Source organism: Polaromonas sp. P1_G2 (genome assembly GCF_056405515.1).
In genome coordinates this window covers 1-374 of the sequence record NZ_JBFUBY010001638.1, presented here as the reverse complement: position 1 = coordinate 374, position 374 = coordinate 1, and the positions used below count along the sequence as shown (strand labels likewise).

Sequence of the window (374 nt, the reverse complement as noted above, 5' to 3'; positions counted from 1 at the left end):
GTCATGCCGACTGCTGAAAGTGCTATCCGGCCTGCAGTCACGGCCGCGGCAAGAAGGACGGCGCGCCCGAGTTCGTTATGGAAGCTGAATCCGTCCAGGACGAGGCCAGAGACGGGTCCGAACAAGACCAGGGAAACGGCGAAGGTGAGCAGCGCTTCCTTGGCGAGGGTGAAGATTTTGGTCGTTTGCATCGTGTGTTCCCCCTCAGACTTTTTGCACTTCGGGTTTGCCGAGAAGGCCGTAAGGGCGGAAGAACAGAAGGGTGATAAGCAGGGCGAAGGCGAAGACGTCCTTATAGTCCGTGCTCACATAGCCGGCGAAAAGCGCTTCGGTGAGGCCGAGAAGGACGCCGCCGAGAACCGCGCCGGGCAGGG

1 protein-coding gene and 1 pseudogene are annotated in these 374 nt (G+C 60.7%); both read right to left on the bottom strand.

The genetic code is table 11. The features are described 5' to 3' along the window. Nucleotides 1-191, bottom strand: a 191-nt coding sequence (locus AC1D0P_RS31905; protein ID WP_477680383.1) for a hypothetical protein, incomplete at its 3' end; no start/stop codon positions are given. A 13-nt stretch (nucleotides 192-204) separates the two neighbouring features. Next, nucleotides 205-374 (bottom strand): annotated as a pseudogene (locus AC1D0P_RS31900) (branched-chain amino acid ABC transporter permease LivH); the annotation flags it as partial.